Raw genomic sequence first — 17,904 nt, 5'->3', positions numbered from 1 at the left:
CCTTTCAAATATTTTCATTACTTCAACATCTTTTTCACTGCCGTATACGTCAGTTCATATACCGAATTATAAGTATAATCAACTCCTGCTTCTTTCATCGCTTTCTTCTGTTTCTCCGTCACCACGGTATACGGATAAATTCCAAACATAAACGGAAAAAATGCATAGACAAATTCCTGTCTCTTTTCAATATCCATATCCGGTCTGAATTTTGCAAGAATTCCCATTACAGCTCTCAGTGAATTTCCATAAGATACTTTGAATTCTATCAACATCTCAATACGGCTGTTTTCCTCCAGATCATAATGATTCATGGAAAGTATCTTCAGAAGTTGATGACGCTGATCCAAAGATTTTGCAATCGCCGATGCAATCTGCTCATCGTCCATGCTTTCATGTTCTTCAACAATCTTATGTAGATCCAGAATCCACGCATCGTATTCTCTTTTTAACAATGCAAGAAAGATTTCCTCTTTCGTCTCAAAATAATTATATATCGATGTTCTGGAAAAAGAGGTGACATTTCCGATTTCCTTTATCGTAATATCTTTAAAATTCATCGTCTGATACAGCATTTCGCATGCATTGATGATCTCTTCTTTTCTCGCATTCGTTCTTTCTTCTGATCTCGCCGGCATGAAACTTCCATCCTTTCGCTTTCTGACATACTGTCATGATAGCACAATCTGCCAGGGATGAAAACCTCTAATTCATCTTTGCACAGTCTCCCACTTTTTCTCCCGTCACAAAATATTCATATGTCGGGAATTCAAAAAGTACCGGTTTGAATGTATGATAATCAATCTTACCTGATTCTGATTTGTCTTCTTTATTTCCGCTTATCACTCCCACACGGTCAGCTTCTTTTAGCCATGCTTCGTCTACGATATTTACTGATAATTTCTTACTCTCGATAATTTCCTGATTAATGTAGTGTGCATGTACCAGCGACACCATCAGATGACTATGCGCCATAGTTCCTGCATGTGCCACCAGTGTCCATGTCGGTTTATCATTTACTATTGCTCCTACTACAATTACCGGTGCCGGATATAATGCCAGCTGTGCTCCAATATTTTTCTTCATAATCAATTTTCTCTTCTTTCCTTCCTATATACTGGCTGATCACTACCGCACCATCGGAAGCAAGTGTTGTAAATAAATTGATGAACATAGTATTAAATGAGTTTACAAGTGATACTCCGGATACCGAAGCCTCCCCTACAAAACCACTCACAAATACATCTGCGATTCCGCCCAGTGCCATCAATAACTGTTCTAAAAACAGCGGTACAATCAGATTCTTCAAATCTTTATTCGAAAACATAATGAAAACCACTCACCCTCATTTTATAATAGATATTAATTTTTTCAGCTTATTATTGAAGCTATTTTTTCTTAATATAGTTTACGTCGTATATTTTAAAATGTAAAATGCCTATGCTCGATAGTAAGATATAGTTAGAATATATATCTTACCTCCAATACCTAAAGTTTTCTTTTGAAAAACAACTTTTGAAAATAACTTTCATTAATTTGTAACCTTTCTATGTTTTCATTTGTATTATAAGTGAAAGGCCTTAAGAAACGAACGTCTGATGCCCCACTCAGTCGCCAGAACATTTGTAAGGAGATGCTTATGGCAGGTCTTACGGCAACATGTTCTGTAGATACAACACAAAAAAAGGAGTACTCATGAAACCAGCAACACAAGTTTTAATCGAACGATATCAAAAGCATCTGTATGCGATTGCATTTAATATATGCAGAAACCAACAAGATGCAGAAGATGTCGTTCAGGATACATTTATTCAGTATCACACATATAAAAAAGAGTTTGATACAGAAGAACATATCCGTGCCTGGCTGATCCGGGTTGCAATCAATAAAGCAAAGAATATCACCCGCTCATTCTGGCACAGAAATAAATGCAACTTAGAAGAATATATGGAAACATTAACCTTCGAAACACCAGAATCAGAAACTCTGTTTGACACAGTGATGAAACTTCCCGAAAAATACCGGATTGTCCTGCATCTCTTTTACTATGAGGATTATACAACACAAGAGATCAGTGATATCCTGCATCTTTCTGTCAACAATGTAAAGACCCGGCTTTCCCGCGGACGTGCTCTTCTCAAAGAAACCTTAAAGGAGGAATGGAACGATGACGAATAAAGAAAAATACAAGCAGACTTTTGATACACTTTCCGCCTCCGTCAATTTTTCCCTGGAGGTAGACAAAATGAGTATCTTAAATAGGAAGCACAAATTAAAAACATTAGCAGCCGCAGTTGCCGCATGCCTGATCGTAACAGTCGGAACCGGAACAGCCTACGCATCCGATCTTGGCGGAATTCAACGTAAAGTCCAGCTCTGGATCCACGGAGATCAGACAACTGCTACTTTAACAATCAATTCTGACGGTTCTTATACCGGAACTTATGCAGATAAAGACGGAAAAAATAAAGAATTTGGCGGAGGCGGCATTGCATTTAACCAGGATGGCTCCGAACGCAGCCTTACACAAGAAGAAATTATGGAAGAACTAAATGCTCCGGATATAGAATATGAAAAAGATGGTTCCGTCATCCTGTATTACAAAAATCAGTCCATCGATATCACACACAAATTCAACAAAGATAATATCTGCTATGTGAAACTGGTTGATGGTGATGACTCTTTATATGTCACAGTGAAATATAACAATGGATATGCTTCATCTCCAAATAAATATATTTCTCCATGGGAGTTCAATTAGCTTGCTCTTCCAACTGAAATACTTTATATTAATATACGGATGGCTCTCTTGCTGTCCGTATATTTTTATACAAAAATATGCAAGCGAGGCTGTCATTGACAGGTTCTCTGTATCCATTATCTATCTAGAAAGGATTTTGCACAATTATGAATGACCATACACATACCGATAAAACTTTACAAGGCAATAACAAGATTGAATCTGCCATTGCAGCTCTTCAACAGGAACCATCTCAGGAAATGCTTGCTCATACTCTAACTGTCATCCGCCGGCGTATGAATGAACACGGCGAACTGATTATCGCAATTGATCCTTCTTCCGCTGCTTCCGGCCTCCAGGTACAGGCAATCCAGACCGATGACGGCCGCAAATGGTGGGCGGCATTTACCAGCTTCGATGAAGAACTCAAAGGTTCCGGAAGCGTAATGTCTACATTTCTTACTGATATGAAACAGTTATTTAATTCTGCCATTACAGCTGATAACATTCAGGGTATCATCATCAATCCTTGGAACCGGACGATTATGTTGGATAAAGCACTGTTGAGAATTATTTTAGGAGAGATTTCTATTTAGTTCATCATGTCGTCTTACCCAAGTCCCGAATAAAAGTATGGGAGTGATTTCTGTGCTGATTCGATCATGGAGTAACTCTTGAGCAACAAAATTGTCCTAAAACCAGCCTTGGAAAAATCAAAACTCGACATTCGTCTCAGACAATGATTTTTCCAAGGCTAACGGCCAATTTTATTACTCAAGAGTTACTAACCATGACCTCATATGCACAGAAATCACTCCCATACTTTTATTCAGTCACGTTTTCGCATGCCATAATAATTAAATACCGGGAATTGTAACCATTGTGCTACCGTAAGTGTATCTATCGGAAAAGTCGGAAAATTAAGGCATTCACTACAAATTTCCGATTACACATAAAGGTTACAGTCCCTCTATTGAATTCATTATCATTGGCCTATCACGACATGAGAAAGACTTGGTATCCTGTTGCGGGCGTATATGGATCGATGATTAGAAGTTGTTAGAGCGCCAGAATTTTCGTTACCCGGAATATGTGCCACTGTTTGAGCCGAACGGCGAGTTTGGCACATAGGCCGGGTGCTTTTAGAAAATTCTGACGCCCTTACAACTTCTTCATCGTGGAATCTTAGCCCGCAACAGGATACCAAGTCTTTCTCATGGACCGGGGTAAGCCACGATGATGAACTAAATAGAAATTAATTAAATCCAATCAATCTCCGCGCAACAATATAAACCAATGACGATATCTTACGTCCTGATTTTCCCGGAATGTTCATTGTCTGTCCGAGAATACCGTAACGGATTCTGATAAAGCTTCGCATATCTTTTTTCTTCAGATACTGCCATAATTCCTTTTTCTTTTCCAGATTTTCTTTATCCTTGGAACGGATGCAAAGAATAGAAGAAACTGTCATCATGATTGCAAGATAATTAAGCATGTACTGTCTTAATTTCTTACTTCCAATATCTTTAAGCTGATACATATCAATCATCGTCTTTGTGACAAAAATCTGCTGATCCAGCCTTTTGATCATTACTTTCTCATTAACCGACTGATCTTCTCTTCCAATAAAATATCTATAGAAGTCTACATCCATATAGTAAATTTTGCGTACATGCGGGAGTGGGTAATATACATAAATATTGTCCACATAGAATGTATGCTTTGGCAGATGAAGTTGGATCAGTTTTAACATGTCTGTACGGTAAATAACCGAGTGCATCAGAATATACTGATCCAGACGGAAATGTCCCATATCATCCCAACGGAAAATCTCATCCTGTGGCAATACGTTACGATAATGAATCACCTTCTTATGTGTTGCACCAACTTTTTCATACACATAGTTAGCGATCAACATATCCAGTTCCATTCCATCTTCTTCCATATGGCGTAAAACATCTAATATTTTATGAAGTGCATCTTCGTCCACCCAGTCATCACTGTCTACAACCTTAAAATATTTACCGGTTGCATGCATCAGCCCTGAGTTTACAGCATCTCCATGTCCACCATTTTCCTTGTCTACTACTTTAATAATAGTAGGGTATTTTTCCATATATTCATGAGCAATCTCTGATGTTCTGTCCTTTGATCCGTCATTTACGATAATTATTTCAATATCTTCTCCACCCGGAAGAATACTTTCTATCGCATGGGCCATATAATCCTGTGAATTATAACACGGAATGGCAAAAGAAATATATTTCATTCTTCATTTTCTCCTCTTTCTACAATTTGACTTCTATTAGTATAATCTATTTTTCGCTATTTTCCAACAAAATCTTTGTAAAATCCCGTGTTCACAATTTGTTCATTTATCCTTCAAAATTCTTTCATTACTTTAACATTCTTTCTTCATAGGTCTTTCTTATACTATAATCATCAAAGAAATACAGAGAACTTGGTAGCTACTTCCGAACACATGACGATTTAGAATTTCTCTCATATCCTTTGATATACAAAAGACGTTATCTAGTATGTAAATACTATTTGGAATAAACTTTTTCATAATACATGCCGGGAACTGCGAAAGTGGTTACCCGGCATCCTCCCTTTTATGAAAGATTTTTCCAGATTTCTTTCACTTTTTCCCGTTTCCATATTCCTACAACAATCAATGCGCCAAATAAAACAGCTCTCTCCCATAAAATTATGTTCTTCTTTTTTCCTTCCTTTTTATCTTCCTTGACCATTTTTTCATCCTGTATTACCTTTTCATTTCCATAAAAAATATATTTTCTGACCGGTTCCACAATTTTCTGCCACAAACTCTTTTCCTCGTATATTTCAAATCCTATCTGTGAAACTTTTTCATTTCCCGCAAAATCTTTTGCTTTTACCTCTATTTCATAATTTTTTGCCTCATTTAGCTGAATTTCATATCCCTTCTTCTGTTTTTTCCTGTTTTGTTTTTTCCCATTAATTTTAATGTATTCAATCTGATCTTCCAGATTCTCTGTTCTGACATAAAATGTTTTTTCTTTTTCATATTTTTCTCCATCTTCTATCCCCTCAAACTCGATCACCGGCGGTGTATGATCGATGGTAAACCTCGCTTTTGCTTCTCCTTTATTTCCTGCTGAATCAAAAGCTTCAATTGTCAGTACATGTACCCCTTCTTTTTCAATTTTTTCTCCTGGCCGATAAAATGCATCGTCCACTTTCATTACATATGTATAATTCGTAAAATCCTTAATCGATTCCTCGATAGAATAATTCCAGCTAAACTTCTTTAAATACTTTCCATCCAACTCATCTACATGTGCAATAACGGGATTTTCTTTATCTATAATCAGCTGTCTCTCGGCATGACTGACATTCCCTGCCATATCTGTTACATTCATTCGGAGTTTATACAGCCCGTCCTCTGCAAGTGTCTGCACACTTTCTTTTTTTGTATCACCAGACTCATTCCTGCTTTTTGTTTTCCATTCTGTGATTTCTGTTTCTTCCTTTTTCCCATCGATATCTTCTTTTAAAATATTTGCCCGCACCGTCTGAATTACATTCTCTTCTTCTGCCAGATAGCTGACTTGTACAGGTTTACTGGTAATCGTATAATCCTCCACTCCTTGTATCAATGCTTTCGGTGCATCTCTGTCAACAAAAACCCGATCCGTTACCACCGTCTGATTTCCCGCATAGTCTGTAGCAATAATTGTTACCGGGGTACTTTCCCCATTCTGTGAACTTTCTGTAATGACAAATTTTTCTGCTCCTTTACTGCTTTTCCCAACTATTTTTTCTCCTGTTTTACAGATAATTTCCGCGATCTGGCTTCCATTGCTCCCGTCAGAAGCTTCTACCACTACCTCTGCTGCCTCTTTGTGCCAAATATCTGCTCCTCCGGACACTTCCAGACCGATCACCGGTCTTACACTGTCTATCCAGAATTCCTTTCTGCTTTCTGAATTTTCAATCTGATGATGTTCTTCATCTTCCATCCATACTTCCAGTTCATTCCTTCCATCTGCAAAATTCAATTGTTTCAACCGGCAGGATTCATTTAATTTTTCCAGCGTACCTTCCTGCCTTTCCCCATCTCCATTCTCAAAAAGGTATCTGGTCACGCCATTCTTACTCAGATGTGTGATCTTTCCGGTCGGAGCACTGATATAATAGCCATTCTGACCATCCGGATCCTCATATTCCGCATGATACATTTTTATCTCTTCTTCCTCCGGATCTTTTCCATTCTCTTTTTCATCGTCTTTCTCTAAGTCTTTCCCGTCATCTTTCTCGTCATCTTTCTCGTCATCTTTCTCCGAGTCTTTCCCATCCTCTTTCTCGTCATCCTTCTCCGGATCTTTTCCATCCTCTTTCTCGTCATCCTTCTCTGAGTCTTTCCCGTCATCTTTTTCATCATCCTTCTCCGGATCTTTCCCGTCATCTTTCTTATCGTCTTTCTCTCTATCTTCCTCCGAATCTTTTCTGTCCTCTTTTTCTCCCTCTTCTACCAGATCCTTTTCATTATCTTTGGCGTTATCTTTGTCCTTGTCAAATTCTTTCTTACTGTCTTTTACTTTATTTTTTACTTTTATAATCTGCTTTCGACTTCCCGCTTCTACCTGCATCACATTTCCTTCCGGTAACAGATCAGCAATCTGTCCTCCGGTCACCATACCAAACGCTGCTATCATTATTACTTTTTTTATCTTCCTACCCATATATTTCCTCCTTCTGCCTTAATTCCATATTCTTTTTGTAATTTCTTAAATTCTGCATTTTCCAAAAGTTCAGTATCTTCTGTTACATATTCTTTAATCTTGAGTGCACACGTATCTCTATTGACAACCGGATCTGCACATATCAGTCTTATATGTGTTAATTTCAACTCTTCTGATTCTCCAAGCTCTTTTATCCCCTGAATGCATGTATCGCTTGCCATATCCCGTCTTCCTGCAGTTTCATACAACTGTACCATCTTTTTATACAGCTCTTCTCTCTTACCCGGTTCCGTCTCATCCTCCAATATCTCTGCATATATGTTTGCTGCCTCCTCTTTCTTTTCTTCTTTTTCCAATGCAGACGCCTGATACTGCAATAGTTCTCTCTTCGCAGAATCATTCAGATAATCTGTCTTTAATCCTTCTTCTACCAGATTCAACACTTTTTCTGAACTTTCTTTATCATCCAGTAATCCATACCCTCTTATCAGGCACTGTATTGCCTGTTTTTTCTTCTCTTCCGACTGCATACTTCTTTCTTTCCATTCATTCTCCAGGTAAGCAAGACTTGCTGCAAATTTTTCTGCCTCTTCCGGCACTTTTTGTTTTTCATACGCTTTGATAAGCCTTTTCAGATTAACTGCCAGCGTCTGATTCTCCATTTGATTCAGACATTTCAGACTTTTTTTCATATCTCCCACATTCAGGAAATATGCCAGTGCCAATTCCAGATACTCTTCATCTCTTTCATATATTTTCTTTTTTATCCGGTCATCCGATTTTTCACTTTTTTTCTCTTCTGATTTGGAAGATTCCGTTCTTTTCATCTCTCTCTGGTTTGCTTTTTCAGCATTTTCCCATGCATTTATGAACAAATATCCCCCGAAAACAATAGACAAAACTACTGTTATACACACTTTTTTTCTTCTTTTCCCCTTATTATTCAAAATTTTATCTCTGTCTTTTTCTTCATACCTTGGGATTTGCTTTTGGATTTCTGATACATTTAGATAATGGGGTGATCTTATCCCCATTGCTTTTGAAATAATTCTCTGAAGACGATATTCTTCTCGTCTGTTAAAACGTGGTTCTGCCTCCACAGATGCCAGAATATATTGAAATGTTTTTCCCAGCCCATACATATCCAGTTCCTTACTGGCATGTTGATAATACTTTTCGTCCGGCGGAAGAAAATATTCACGGATATCTCTTCTTTGCATAAATATCATCTTGCTTCTGTTTGCTTCCGACTGCATATCCAGAAAATAAATTCTTCCATCTTCAGACCTGACAATACTATATGGATTTACATATTGATAACAAGGATTTCCCCTGCACCTGTGAAATGACGCCAGTTGTCCTGCTATCTCTTTTAATAATAAAAATATCTCCCGTTTTTTTATTACCGGATGATATTTTAAGTATCTGTCCAGGGTTTTCCCCTGCACATTTTCGGAACTGATATAGCATAATTGTCCATGCTCAATCAGCCGCAACACATCATAACTTTCTTTTTGTTGCAACATATATCACCCCTGTTCTTTTTTCATTTTTTCTTACATGGTAAATTTGGTGAGGCCTCACGAAGTCCTACAGACTATATAGATTAATTAAAAGAATCTATCTTGAAAATATAGATTAAAGATATCTTACCTGATTCATGTCAAAATTTCAACCCTTTTTTATTGTTTTTATATATTTTCTGGCACAGCACTTTAAAGGACCTGCCACAGACAACTTCTCTTACATATTTTTGTATCTACAGAACTTGCTGCCGGCAACTTCTCTTACATGCTGCTTTGGTATACAAAAAGTGCCATATTGCAAGACATGTATCTTGTTATACGCTCGCAATACGGCACTATCTTTCCAATCTTCAAATCTTATCTATTTTTTATCTGTGGCTTAATTCTTTTGGTGTATACAGATGTCTTGGGATTCCATCTACCATAACCGGTGATACATCCCCCTGAATCAATGGACGCACATAAGAAATAAACTCATTTGTTACATAAGTACCTTCTTCGTTTACCCAGTTTCTTGGTACAAGCTTCTCATCATTGGCAATCTTGTGTACATCCTTTACTTCTGTTCCGCACTGATATGGATCATCCGACAGACGTTTTAAGACTACCATCTTTCCGGTATCTCCTTCGTCTGCTGCCTTTACCGCTGCTCCTCCAACCTGATATGCTTCCAGTATATCAACTCTTGAAGCTGCGTGAGATGCGGCTCTTTGTAATGTACTTAATTCAATCGCACGTGTCTTACATCCAATCTCCCCTGCAATATAACTTGCAAGGTAAGATGCTGTTCCGGATAACTGCTTATGTCCAAATGCATCTACAAAGTCAATACTGTTGCCAAGTTCACATACATAAGTTCCATCTTCTGTACGGATTCCTTCTGATACTGCAACAACAATAGATGTTTTCTCCTGTAATAATTGTTTGATCTTTTCTCCAAATAACTGAAGATCAAATGGAAGTTCCGGCAGATAGATAAGATCTGGTCCTTCGCAGTCTTCTCCCTTTGACAATGCAGCCGCTCCGGTCAGCCATCCGGCATTTCTTCCCATTATTTCGACGATAGATACCACGCCTTTTTCATATTCCAGGCAGAAGCTGTCACGGATAATCTCTTTCATAGATGTTCCGATATATTTTGCCGCACTTCCATATCCTGGAGTATGATCGGTAAGTGCAAGGTCATTATCAATCGTCTTCGGACATCCAATGAAACGGATTGCATGACCGAATATAATGGCATAATCCGATAATTTCTTGATTGTATCCATAGAATCATTTCCACCGATATAGATAAATACTTCGATATCCAGTTTGTCCAGGATCTCAAATATCTTATCATACACTTCTCTGTTCTCATGGATCTCCGGAAGCTTATAACGGCAGGATCCCAAAAATGCGGCCGGTGTTCTTTTTAATAATTCCGCATCCAGTTCGGTCTTGATATGATCTGACAGATCAATATATTTTTCTTTTAATAATCCCTGGATTCCGTGAAGCATTCCATATACTTTATTGGCTCCACGGTCTTTCGCTGTCCGGTATACACCGGCAAGACTGGCATTGATCGCTGCAGTTGGTCCCCCAGATTGTCCTACAATTACATTTCCTTTCATTCGCTTATTTCCTTCCTGTTTTTTATTCCGTTTTACCGTTAATTCAATATTAGTGCGTTTTAACATAAAAGTCCAGTAATTCTTATTTTTTTTATGCATTTTTACTATTTTTATGTATCTTTGCATTATTTGATACAAAAAAAACTCTTATTCCCCACCTTTTTGTAGTCTGTACAATATATGGGAAATAAGAGTTTTTATTCATACATTTTATTCAGCTTTTACCGGGTTTGATACACTTACCTTGTGATCATACCATTTGCCCTTTGTTCCGATCAACGCCAGATCAAATTCTTCATCTAACGCCGGAACCGGAACATCAAATCCATAGACTTCTTCTGTCGTTCCATCGCTGTATGTAACTTTGTCTGTGGTTGGTTCTAAAAGTTTTGTACCTTTTTTCTGAGCCTCTTTTGCTGTACCAGGGAAGAGATTCACGATATTTTTTGATACGAGACTGATATGTATCGTCATCTTTCCATCTTCTACAGTCAGTGTACCTTTTCCTTCATTTGCTTCATTTACATGAAACATCGTACTGTCCGTCTTAAATTCTGCAGTATAGGTCCCATCCTCGATCGGCGCCTTTGCTGCTTCGGACTTTGAATCTTTTGATTTTTCTTCTTTTGCATCAGACTTCTGCTGTTCTGTCTTGGCTGATTTGTTGTCTGATTTGCTGCTGTCATCCTTACTTGCACATCCTGTGAATATTGCAGCTGTCATTACTGCAGACAGTACAACTGCCATCAATCTCTTTCTCAACATTGTTATCTCCCTTAATTATCTTTCTTACTGTGCATCCATAGCTGCTTTTGTATGAGCAACATATAACTGCTGAATTGCATCGATCTCTCCAAGACCTGCAATCTGTGTCTTTACACTGTCAAAGTTCTTAGATGCCTCAAACTGACTCTTCCATGAATCATCATCATCTCCGGCCATATCATTATTAGCATGATCTCCGGCAACAACCATAAGTGGACGAAGGATTACATTCTTATATCCGGCATCTTTTACTTTTGCGATAACGGATTCGCAGGAAGTATCTTCCGGCTCACCTTCTACTGTTCCGATGAATACATTCTTATATCCAAGCTGTTCCATCTGTGCCTGCATCTGAGAATAGCTGATCTTTGCTGTATGAGATGTTCCATGTCCCATGAATACAAATGCTGTGCTGTCCTCTGCTGCTGCATCAAGGCTGTCATATTCTGCTGTCTTTACTGCTTCTGCAGTGATTGCCTTAGCTACTGCAGCCTTGTCTTCATTGATTGCTGTTGCGTCCGCTCCAACTTCTCCGAGAAGTGGTTCTGCGATTTTAACAGATTCGAATTTATCTTTGTAACTATTTACTGTTTCTGTTAACTCATCATACTCTGCACCGTGCATCAGATGTGTAGGCTGTACAACCAGTTTCTTTACACCATTCTTTACTGCACGCTCTAAAGCCTGATCCATGTTATCAATCTTCTCACCATCTCTTGCCTGTACATGATTAATGATGATCTGTGCTGTAAATGCTCTTCTTACGGACCAGTCCGGATTAGCTGCCTGAAGTGCTTTTTCAACTCCGCTGATATCGGCTGCACGGCTTGCATTAAAAGATGTTCCGAAACTTACTACCAAGAGTTCCTTCTCCCCGATGTTATCTTCATTTAACGGATCATCCTGGGAAGCATCCCCTGTATCTCTTCCGAAATAATCCGGATCAGCATTTTCACCTTCCACAAGTTCTTTCTGTGCATCTGTCAATTTGTCCCACGCTTCTTTCGCTTCTTTACACTGCTCATCTGTCTTGTCGTTTCTTTCCTGCACATAGATGGCATCAATCTTCTTTGCTACTTCATCTGCAGCTTTCTGATCGTCCTCTTTTGATGAATTCTCTGCAGTCTTCTTGCTGCTGTCTGAACTGCTACCTGCTTTGGAACCACATCCGCCAAGTGCTGCTACACACATAGCTGCTGATAATAATACAACTACCAGTTTCTTTTTCATTTCTTTTACCTCCTGATTTTCCGATTGTCAATGCACGAGATACAAAAAAACTCGGCCTCCGTCAGCTCCTTCCGAATATATAGCCAAAAAAAGCCTCCGTCAGGAAACGAAGACAACGAAAATAAAACTGTATTATACCACATACAGTTCTGTGATCCATTTCGTACTGCCAATTCCTCGTGGCCTGAACTTTTTCGTTCCTGTACTGCGAAAGGCAGGTCTCCCGGCTTATTGCTCTGACACATCTGCTCCCTTCCCGGTTCTCCCAGTGGATCTGTAGCTTCTGCTTGCAAAACACGGTGACGAGTTCGTACAGGATTCTCACCTGTTTCCCTTTTCACCAGTCAGATCCTTCTTTCCACAAATTATTCTGAATCCTTCTGACTGACACCTCACACAATCTTGATTAAATTTACTATGTAACCTTAACACAGTTGCCCAAATTATGTCAATACTGTCCCGGTCATCTGAATTGAAACATCCGCTTCGGAACAGCAAAAAACCCTCGTCCGACTTAATGTCAAACAAGGGTCTCTCGTACGTGCGCGAGAAGATTCGAACTCCCGACCTTCTGGTCCGTAGCCAGACGCTCTATCCAGCTGAGCTACGCGCACATATTATATTTGTTTGCCTCAGTTATTTATGTACCTCAGCAACAAAATTAATTATAGCGCAACGTTTTCTATCTGTCAACAACTTTTTCAAATTTTTTTAAATTATTTTTTTAAGCTCTGGTGGCCTGCAAGTCTTCCTTTTCTCTGGCCGTTTCTTTCTTCTTTTTATAATGGTATAATTATTACATATTTACAATACATTAGAAAATGAGGATTTCTTTATGACAAAAAAAGTTGCTGTAATCAATGATCTGTCCGGACTTGGACGCTGTTCCCTGACTGCTGCCATCTCCGTATTATCTGCGATGGGAATCCAGGCCTGTCCACTCCCTACCGCCATTTTAAGTTCACAAACAGAATACCCCAGCTACTACTGTTATGATTTTACCGATAAGATGGATTATTTCCGCCAGGAATGGAAGAAACTAGGCACTTCTTTTTCCGGAATCTATACCGGTTATGTTGCCAGTGTCTGCCAGATTGAACAGATCATGCACTTTCTGGATACTTTCCAAACAGCAGACACCTTTCTTCTGGTCGATCCTGTAATGGGAGACGATGGCGTTACCTATGATATGTATACTTCCGGGCTTCTGACTGCTATGAAAGAACTTGTCGCACGTGCAGATGTTATCACTCCTAACCTTACCGAATTCTGTCTGCTGACGGATATAGATTATAACAGCCTGCAGGATCCGTCTCTGTCTATACAGCAGCTCATTTCACGACTTAAGGATGCAGGGCAGACTTTGACAAAGGATCATGAAAAAAAGGTCCTCATCACTGGTATTCATTTTACTGCAGATGACGGAGTTCATAAGATTGGAAATCTCCTGCTATATGGCTCTTCACATTTTCTTTCGGCATATCCCTGTTGCAACGGAAGTTATTCCGGTACGGGTGATCTCTTTGCTTCCTGCATCACAGGCGGACTTGCCAGAGATATTTCCCTTACGGAAATGATGCAGACCGCAGGTTCTTTTCTTGAAAAATCATTAATTGATTCTGTAGAAGAACATGTTCCGGTAAACGAAGGCGTTAATTTTGAAAAATATTTGTATCTCTTGCATACATAGAATCTGCCACTGGCAGCTTCTATTGCATACATTGGTATTAAAAATCACCATATATCTTTTGAAAATTTCTCTACTGAAACTCTTTCTTTTGATATATGGTGATCTTCTTTCTATATTATTGGTATCTCAGATTGATATTTCGTTACATAATTTCTGACAACGTAATCTGTGCTCCCACAGCTTCTGCCTGTAATTTATACACTTCCGGATAATATCTTGTCGAAAATACATATTCCCCATCATTTACAAATACTTCAACAGAGGATGTATCGGCCAGAATCTTCAGATTCTCCACTTCTTCCACTTCTACATATCTCATGCTTCTTCCTGAAGATACCGAAGTTTTATCCTGATCTGTAAAATGCATCCGGAATTTTCCGTCAGCATAATCCAGGATCAGCTTCTCTGAAAGGATAACTTTAAAGCGGTTCTTTGTAATATCCGAAATCGTCATTTCATATACCGGATATCCCTCTCTTACCAGCATACCTTTCACATCACTTACCAGATGTTTCTTCTCTTCTAGTTCTCTTATCGGACGTTGACAGATCTTGCCATCTTTTTCAAAGATTTCTCTTGGAAATGTAAAGCAATGCTGCCATCCTGTCTGAATGGTCGGATTGCTGTATTCTTCGCAGTCCGGCATTCCCATCCAGCTGATGTGGATCCTTCTTCCGTCTTCCGTCTCAAAACTCTGCGGGGCATAATAATCAAACCCATAATCCCACAAATGATACTCTGACAACTTGTATTCTCCAAGAATATCTCCTTCTATCTCAAAGTATCCGGACTGATATACATTACGATCCTCCCAGATACCACCTTCCAGTCCCTGAACAGACGTGGAAAGAAGTTTCTTATCTCCGATTTTGAAATAATCCGGGCATTCCCACATATACCCGAATGGCTTTTCGGATTCCACCCGGTTTCTGAACTTCCAGTTTACTTTATCTTCAGATTCAAATACAAGTACCTGACCTACATCTTTGTTCGTTCTTGCACCCTGTACCATATAATAAGTACCATTTTCTTTCCATACCTTTGGATCTCTTACATGACAGGTCAGATCGTCCGGATAATCTGAATTTCTCATCAGTTCTTTTTTCTTTCCGAACGTCTTGCCGTCTTCCGTTATAACCAGAACGGTATTGCCCTCACGTCCGGTGCGGATGTAATCATATTCCCCGTCTTCTAATTTGACATTTCCTGTATAGTACAGATACATTTTTCCATCTTCAATAAATGCGGATCCGGAATATACTCCGTGACAGTCAAATGGCTGATCTGGATAAAGTGCGGTACCCTGATATTCCCACTTAATCATATCCTTGCTGGTATAGTGACCCCACATCTTCACACCGCCTTCTGCATTAAACGGCGAATACTGGAAAAACGCGTGATAGATACCCTGGAACTGGCAGAGTCCATTTGGATCATTCAGCCAGCCGACCGGCGGCATCAGGTGTAGTTTTTCACGGAATTTTCTATCTGATACGGATAACTCTTCTCTGGTTTTCTGGCTTTGTTCTGCTGTCTCTACTAATTTTACAAGATCTCTTGTTAATGCGTTCATAAATCAATCGTCTCCATCTATCTATAAGCATTATTTCTATACACATTATTTTGTAAGTGTCATAACTTTACTTGTTGTCTTAACTTCAGCAGGTTCTGCCTTTGTTACATTTCCGAATTCATCTGTATTTGTCAGAATCATCATTGTTGTCGTCTGATATCCTGCATTCTTGATTTCCTCAAGGTCCGTTTCTACCAGAATATCTCCTGCATGTACTTTATCGCCATCAGAAACTTTCTTTGTAAATCCTTTTCCATCCATTTTTACAGTATCAATACCGATATGGATCAGAAGTTCGCCACCCGCTTCTGTTGTGATACATACGGCATGACCTGTCTCGAAAATATTCGATACTTCTCCGTCGCATGGCGCTACGATTTTTCCATCTGCAGGCTCTACTGCAACGGTAGCTCCGAGCATCTCTGATGCGAATGTCTCATCTGCTACTTCTGCTAACGGAATCTGTGTTCCATTTACCGGGCTTGTTAATGTCTCTTCTGTTGTAGCTGCTGTTGTGTCTGCTGCTGTATCGTCTGTTGCTACTGCGTCTGTTGTTTCCATATTTTCTACTGCTGCTGTCTCTGCTGCATCTGCGGTTGCTGCCTTTGGTTCTGCATCCTTATAGATCAGGAATGAGATCACGAATGCAACACCGACTGCGATCACCATCTCGATCAGGTACTGAAGCGGCTGATTCAGGCAGAGCAGGATACCGAAGATACCTGTCACACCAGTTCCTTTCGCTCCAAGATGTACCAGTGATGCATATAATGCCCCACATCCTCCACCGATACATCCGGCGATGAATGGTTTGAAGAATCTTAAGTTTACACCGAAGATTGCAGGCTCTGTAATTCCCATAAATGCACTGAGTGATGATGGAAGCGCCAGAGATTTGATCTTCTTATCTTTAGACTTAATACCTACTGCAAGTGCTGCAGCTCCCTGTGCTACGTTGGCTGCACTTGCAAGTGGAAGCCAGTATGTAACACCGTATTTTGCAAGCTGTCCGATGTCAATAGCTGTATACATCTGATGAATACCGGTTACTACGGTTGGTGCATATAAACCTCCCATGATCAGACTTCCAATTCCGAGAGGAAGCGTTAGCATCCACTGGATTGCTCCGAGAATTGCATTTTCAGCCCATACGAAGATCGGTCCTACAATTGATAATGTAAGGTAACCTGTTACAAATACGCTGACCAGAGGTGTTACGAACAAGTCAAGAACTTCCGGAACGATCTTATGTAACTTCTTCTCGATCACTGCCAGAATCCATACGGCGATGATAACAGGAATGACGTGTCCCTGATATCCGACCATGTCAATCTTGAACAGTCCGAAGAATACGCTCTGTGTCTGCTGTACACCCTCTGTTGCTACAGTATAAGCGTTCTGCAGTGACGGATGGATCATGATCATACCGATAACTGCACCAAGATACTGGTTCGCACCGAATGCTTTTGCAGCTGAGAATGCGATCAGGATCTGCAGGAATGTGTAAGCAATGTTACTGAACAGATTCGCAAATACATAAATCGAACTGTGTGTATTAATATGGAGGAATCCGTTGCTATTCATAAAATCAAGTGAGTTCATGATTCCCATTAAGAAACCGCTGGCTACGATGGCCGGAATGATCGGTACGAAGATATCACCAAGCAGCTTGATCGCACGCATGAACCAGTTCTGCTTCTCTGCAGCTGCCTCTTTTGCCTCTGCTTTCGAGCTTGCCGTGATACCTGCAATGTCGATGAACTCGGCAAATACTTTATTTACCGTACCGGTTCCGAGGATAATTTGAAGCTGTCCCGATGCTTCGAAGACTCCTTTTACCCCATCTACATTTTCAAGTGCTTCTTTACTTACTTTCTTATTATCTGCAATGACAAGACGAAGTCTCGTTGCACAATGTGCTGCAGATGCAATGTTCTTACTTCCGCCGACATGATCCAGGATGTCCTGTGCGGTCTTTCTGTAATCCATATTAACTCTCCTTCCTCGTTCTATGTGTAATCGTTTTCACATTTT

Annotated in this window: 15 protein-coding genes, 1 tRNA gene and 1 riboswitch; of the genes, 4 read left to right on the top strand and 12 right to left on the bottom strand. The window is 39.6% G+C overall.

Features of this window, described 5'->3' with window-relative positions; translation table 11 throughout:
- Nucleotides 1-17: 17 nt before the first annotated feature.
- From NQ508_RS03220 to NQ508_RS03210, 3 genes are all read right to left on the bottom strand, one after another.
- Nucleotides 18-638 carry a TetR/AcrR family transcriptional regulator gene (locus NQ508_RS03220; protein ID WP_006426449.1) on the bottom strand — a complete coding sequence of 207 codons (621 nt, stop codon included), beginning with the start codon at nucleotides 636-638 and terminating at the stop codon, nucleotides 18-20.
- A gap of 67 nt (nucleotides 639-705) precedes the next feature.
- A complete protein-coding gene (locus NQ508_RS03215) occupies nucleotides 706-1,086 on the bottom strand; it encodes a hypothetical protein (protein WP_044919466.1) in 381 nt (126 codons plus the stop codon).
- Nucleotides 1,013-1,327, bottom strand: a complete 315-nt coding sequence (locus NQ508_RS03210) for an MATE family efflux transporter (RefSeq protein ID WP_006426452.1) — start codon at nucleotides 1,325-1,327, stop codon at nucleotides 1,013-1,015. Before NQ508_RS03210 ends, NQ508_RS03215 begins: the two co-directional genes overlap by 74 nt.
- Nucleotides 1,328-1,695: 368 nt before the next feature.
- On the opposite strand from NQ508_RS03210, the gene NQ508_RS03205 reads away from it, so the two are divergent.
- The 3 genes from NQ508_RS03205 (at nucleotide 1,696) to NQ508_RS03195 (ending at nucleotide 3,336) form a co-directional block, all read left to right on the top strand.
- Nucleotides 1,696-2,178: an RNA polymerase sigma factor gene (locus NQ508_RS03205; RefSeq protein ID WP_044919468.1), complete on the top strand. Its 483-nt coding sequence runs from the start codon at nucleotides 1,696-1,698 to the stop codon at nucleotides 2,176-2,178.
- Nucleotides 2,168-2,761, top strand: a complete 594-nt coding sequence (locus tag NQ508_RS03200; RefSeq protein ID WP_006426455.1) for a hypothetical protein — start codon at nucleotides 2,168-2,170, stop codon at nucleotides 2,759-2,761. Before NQ508_RS03205 ends, NQ508_RS03200 begins: the two co-directional genes overlap by 11 nt.
- Before the next feature lie 146 nt (nucleotides 2,762-2,907).
- Nucleotides 2,908-3,336, top strand: coding sequence for an SseB family protein (locus NQ508_RS03195; RefSeq protein ID WP_006426458.1), 429 nt, complete (start codon nucleotides 2,908-2,910; stop codon nucleotides 3,334-3,336).
- A 659-nt stretch (nucleotides 3,337-3,995) separates the two neighbouring features.
- Here NQ508_RS03195 and NQ508_RS03190 read toward each other — a convergent pair.
- The 7 genes from NQ508_RS03190 to NQ508_RS03160 form a co-directional block, all read right to left on the bottom strand.
- The gene (locus NQ508_RS03190; RefSeq protein ID WP_006427813.1) at nucleotides 3,996-5,012 is read right to left on the bottom strand and encodes a glycosyltransferase family 2 protein; all 1,017 of its coding nucleotides are present in this window, start codon (nucleotides 5,010-5,012) and stop codon (nucleotides 3,996-3,998) included.
- Nucleotides 5,013-5,358: 346 nt separating this feature from the next.
- The gene (locus NQ508_RS03185) at nucleotides 5,359-7,470 is read right to left on the bottom strand and encodes an Ig-like domain repeat protein (RefSeq protein ID WP_006427814.1); all 2,112 of its coding nucleotides are present in this window, start codon (nucleotides 7,468-7,470) and stop codon (nucleotides 5,359-5,361) included.
- Nucleotides 7,455-8,996 (bottom strand): hypothetical protein, encoded by a 1,542-nt coding sequence (locus NQ508_RS03180; RefSeq protein ID WP_006427815.1) that lies wholly within the window; start codon nucleotides 8,994-8,996, stop codon nucleotides 7,455-7,457. The genes NQ508_RS03185 and NQ508_RS03180 overlap by 16 nt, the downstream gene beginning before the upstream one ends.
- A gap of 368 nt (nucleotides 8,997-9,364) precedes the next feature.
- Nucleotides 9,365-10,612: a 6-phosphofructokinase gene (locus NQ508_RS03175; protein WP_044920153.1), complete on the bottom strand. Its 1,248-nt coding sequence runs from the start codon at nucleotides 10,610-10,612 to the stop codon at nucleotides 9,365-9,367.
- A gap of 210 nt (nucleotides 10,613-10,822) precedes the next feature.
- Nucleotides 10,823-11,377, bottom strand: coding sequence for a hypothetical protein (locus tag NQ508_RS03170; RefSeq protein WP_006427817.1), 555 nt, complete (start codon nucleotides 11,375-11,377; stop codon nucleotides 10,823-10,825).
- Between the two features lie 24 nt (nucleotides 11,378-11,401).
- Nucleotides 11,402-12,607, bottom strand: a complete 1,206-nt coding sequence (locus NQ508_RS03165; RefSeq protein ID WP_006427818.1) for a sirohydrochlorin cobaltochelatase — start codon at nucleotides 12,605-12,607, stop codon at nucleotides 11,402-11,404.
- Between the two features lie 196 nt (nucleotides 12,608-12,803).
- Nucleotides 12,804-13,017: riboswitch (cobalamin riboswitch) on the bottom strand.
- 130 nt (nucleotides 13,018-13,147) lie between these two features.
- A tRNA-Arg gene (locus NQ508_RS03160) sits at nucleotides 13,148-13,221 on the bottom strand.
- 221 nt (nucleotides 13,222-13,442) lie between these two features.
- On the opposite strand from NQ508_RS03160, the gene NQ508_RS03155 reads away from it, so the two are divergent.
- Nucleotides 13,443-14,297, top strand: a complete 855-nt coding sequence (locus tag NQ508_RS03155; protein WP_006427819.1) for a pyridoxamine kinase — start codon at nucleotides 13,443-13,445, stop codon at nucleotides 14,295-14,297.
- A 142-nt stretch (nucleotides 14,298-14,439) separates the two neighbouring features.
- Here NQ508_RS03155 and NQ508_RS03150 read toward each other — a convergent pair whose 3' ends face one another.
- The gene (locus NQ508_RS03150; protein WP_006427820.1) at nucleotides 14,440-15,870 is read right to left on the bottom strand and encodes a glycoside hydrolase family 32 protein; all 1,431 of its coding nucleotides are present in this window, start codon (nucleotides 15,868-15,870) and stop codon (nucleotides 14,440-14,442) included.
- A gap of 45 nt (nucleotides 15,871-15,915) precedes the next feature.
- Nucleotides 15,916-17,859, bottom strand: coding sequence for a PTS sucrose transporter subunit IIABC (locus tag NQ508_RS03145; protein WP_006427821.1), 1,944 nt, complete (start codon nucleotides 17,857-17,859; stop codon nucleotides 15,916-15,918).
- Between the last annotated feature and the right edge of the window lie 45 nt (nucleotides 17,860-17,904).

It is taken from the genome of Dorea longicatena (genome assembly GCF_025150085.1).
Taxonomy (GTDB): domain Bacteria; phylum Bacillota; class Clostridia; order Lachnospirales; family Lachnospiraceae; genus Dorea_A; species Dorea_A longicatena.
The sequence above is the reverse complement of the archived record's forward strand: the minus strand, read 5'-3'. Positions and strand labels throughout refer to the sequence as shown.